5 protein-coding genes are annotated in these 2,968 nt (G+C 47.3%); all 5 read left to right on the top strand.

What is annotated here, in order from left to right:
- Positions 1-132 (top strand): undecaprenyl diphosphate synthase family protein (locus tag Q0256_RS02405; protein WP_297959715.1); only part of this gene is annotated, 132 nt, incomplete at its 5' end.
- A gap of 338 nt (positions 133-470) precedes the next feature.
- Positions 471-854: a hypothetical protein gene (locus Q0256_RS02400; protein ID WP_297959713.1), complete on the top strand. Its 384-nt coding sequence runs from the start codon at positions 471-473 to the stop codon at positions 852-854.
- A 106-nt stretch (positions 855-960) separates the two neighbouring features.
- Complete coding sequence (locus Q0256_RS02395; RefSeq protein WP_297959711.1) at positions 961-1,716, top strand: A24 family peptidase; 756 nt, start codon at positions 961-963, stop codon at positions 1,714-1,716.
- A complete protein-coding gene (locus Q0256_RS02390) occupies positions 1,709-2,740 on the top strand; it encodes an LptF/LptG family permease (RefSeq protein WP_297959709.1) in 1,032 nt (343 codons plus the stop codon). Before Q0256_RS02395 ends, Q0256_RS02390 begins: the two co-directional genes overlap by 8 nt.
- A partial coding sequence (locus tag Q0256_RS02385; RefSeq protein ID WP_297959707.1) for a hypothetical protein occupies positions 2,724-2,968 on the top strand: 245 nt, incomplete at its 3' end. The genes Q0256_RS02390 and Q0256_RS02385, both read left to right, overlap by 17 nt.

Below are 2,968 nucleotides of genomic sequence, written 5' to 3'. Positions count from 1 at the left end.
TTCTTACTCTGGCAGGCGAGCTATGCCGAGCTTGCGTTTACGCCGACGCTGTGGCCGGATTTCACGCGCGAGGAGCTTGCGCGCATAGTGGATGATTTCCGTCGCAAACAACGCCGCTTCGGCGGTCTTTAAGCTGCGGCGCAGTCGCTCTAACGGTCGCTTTAAATTTTAAAATTTTATTTTGCAGAACCGCCTGCGACGCGGTAAATTTTAAAATTTAATCCGCGGGCGCTCGCGACACCATGAAATTTTAAAATTTCAGGATTTTAATTTATGGCATCGTAAAATTTAAAATTTTAATACGTAGGCGCGCGGTGCCGTGAAATTTCAAAATTTTAGAATTTTAAAATTTCGTGCCGCTTAAATTTAAAGCTCTAGTGCGAACGAAGTTACGCGGCGCGGTAAATTTAAACGCGGCATAATTTTAAAAATCACGCTGCCCGTTCACGCTAAAACCGACAAGGAATGCCATGAGCTACTACATACAATGCGGTTGCGGCAAAAAGCTTACCAAAAAGCCGATGAAAACTCTAAGATGCCCAAGATGCGGCAGCGTGTATAAAAAACCTAAGAAATTTATACTGGCGGTCTACATTTGCCTGCTTGTGTTTTTTGTGCTAGCATTTGCTTTCATCCCCGATAAAATGGGGCTTTTAGCATCCGCAGGCAGCGGGATAGGCGCATATATTATGTTTTTATGGATCGTAGATACTTTGAACTTCGATCTTTTGGACGCCGTGATATTAGTGGCGGGATTTTTGATTTTCGGCGGATTATATGAGGCATGGGGCGAGCCGCTAATCGCAGGGCTCATAGCCATTTTTTTTGCGTGGGCGCGGCGGCGATTTTCGTAAAATTTTTCCCTTATGAGAGGCAAAAAATCAATGAAAACTAAGAAATTTCTCGCTACCATAGAGCGTTTGATTAAATTTTAAAAAGTTAAAGCTCCAAAGGAAAAAGATGGATTTAAATATCGTTTACGGCGTGATTTTTGCGGTATTCGGCACCTGCGTAGGCTCGTTTTGCAACGTCCTGATCTACCGCCTGCCGCGCGGACAGAGCGTAAATTTCCCCGCATCGCACTGCCCCAAATGCTCTCACGCTTTAAAATTTTACCACAACATTCCGCTGCTTTCGTGGCTCTTTTTGGGCGGCAAATGCGCCTTTTGCAAAACCAAAATTTCGATCCGCTATCCGATCGTCGAGCTTTTAGGCGGCGCGCTTGCGCTTGCGGCGTATTTCGGCGAACCCGATCTTGCAAAAGCCGCGATGCTTGGGCTTTGCTTCATCCTGCTTATGGCGCTTTCGGCGATCGATTTTGAGTATAAAGCCGTACCTGAGAGCCTTCTTTACGTAGTTACGGCGCTTTCGCTTGCTTATACGCTGATGTATGATTTTGATCTTAGCGGCGTGGGCGCGGCGGCGGGATACGCGGCGATATTTTTCGTGCTGCGCCTCATCGTCACCTTCGTGCTAAAGCGCGAAGCGATGGGAAGCGCGGATATTTTTATCGCGGGCGTTATGGGGGCGATTTTGGGCTGGAAGCTGGGCGGCATCTCGATCTACATCGGCGCGATTTTGACGCTGCCTGCGTATCTCATCGCGAACAAAAGAGGCTACGAGCTGCCGTTCGTGCCGTTTTTATCGATGGGGCTGCTTCTTACCTTTATCTTCAAAGATCAAATTTTAAGGCTCTTGGACATCATTTATGGATAGGGTGCAGCGCTATTTATTTAGCAATTTCGTCGGCTCCTTCGCGTCGCTTTTCAGCACGCTTTTTATCATAATGTCGATCGTCTTTTTCCTTCAGATCGCGCGCATTACGTCGTTTATCGAGATAAATTTTTCAGAGCTAGTAAAGCTCTATCTTTTCATGCTGCCGCGCATCCTCATATTTACGGTGCCGATTGCGTTTTTCGTAGCGCTTAGCATCTCGCTTTTTAGGCTCTCTAAAGAGAATGAAACCATCGTCATATTTACCATCGGCTACGCCACGCGCAAGATCGCGCTATTTTTTGGCATAAGCGCCGCGCTGTGCTCCTTGGCGCTGCTTTTCGTCTCGCTTTTTATGATGCCGATAGCCGAAAATTTAAAGGATAATTTCATCGATTACAAAAAAATTAGCGCGACGCTAAATATCAAATCCAACGAATTCGGGCAGAAATTTTCCGACTGGCTCGTTTTTATCGATTCGCAGGAAAACAACGGCACAAGCACGCTGTATAAGGATCTGGTGCTATATAATCCAGGTGGCTCGCAGGATCACGAGCGGATGATCGTAGCGCGCAGCGGCGAGTTTAAAAACGAAAACGCGAGCTTTTCGGCGATGCTGCACGACGGCAAAATTTACACGATGGGCGGCGATCAGTGGCACGTAAGCGAGTTTGAAAGCCTAACTCTGCGCACGCAAAGCGACCGCAATATCCGCGGCGGAGGCGGCGTGATCGGATACTGGAGCGATATGAGCGGCAGCGAGAAGCGCAGGAAAGAATTTAGCATCTACACCCTTGTCTCGCTCTTTCCGCTGGCTAGCTTTCTGTTTGCGCTAAGCCTCGGCATCGTGACCTATCGCTACGAAAAGGGCTTCGTTTACGCGGGGATCTTCGGCGTGCTTTTTAGCTACTTCGCGATGATCATGCTGCTCTCTAAATACCCAAGCATCGCGCTTCCCGTGACATTCGGCGTTACGCTTATCGCATCGCTGCTTTACTACAGGATCAAAATTGCCCCGAGATACTGAAAAAAGCTCCGAGCTCTGCGGCGGCGAAATTTTAAACAAAAGCTCGTCTGCTCGAAATTTAGCGGATAAAATTTCGGCGAGCAGGTCTAGCGCGTCTAAAATTTTGCGTAGCGTAAATTTAAAACGCAAAACGCAAAACGGCGAGCAAGCTTTGATCTTAAACGATAAAATTTTAAATTTTAAAAATTCCGCTCTTGCAGATACGGCAAACGATACGGCCACCTATAC

This window comes from uncultured Campylobacter sp., from assembly GCF_937949835.1.
Classification (GTDB): Bacteria; Campylobacterota; Campylobacteria; order Campylobacterales; family Campylobacteraceae; genus Campylobacter_B.
This window is presented reverse-complemented; position numbering and strand designations above follow the sequence as displayed.

Bases quoted from the DNA above. Each gene is read 5' to 3' on its own strand.
- Q0256_RS02400 (WP_297959713.1), top strand. From the start codon at position 471: ATGAGCTACTACATACAATGCGGTTGCGGCAAAAAGCTTACCAAAAAG.
- Q0256_RS02395 (WP_297959711.1), top strand. From the start codon at position 961: ATGGATTTAAATATCGTTTACGGCGTGATTTTTGCGGTATTCGGCACC.
- Q0256_RS02390 (WP_297959709.1), top strand. From the start codon at position 1,709: ATGGATAGGGTGCAGCGCTATTTATTTAGCAATTTCGTCGGCTCCTTC.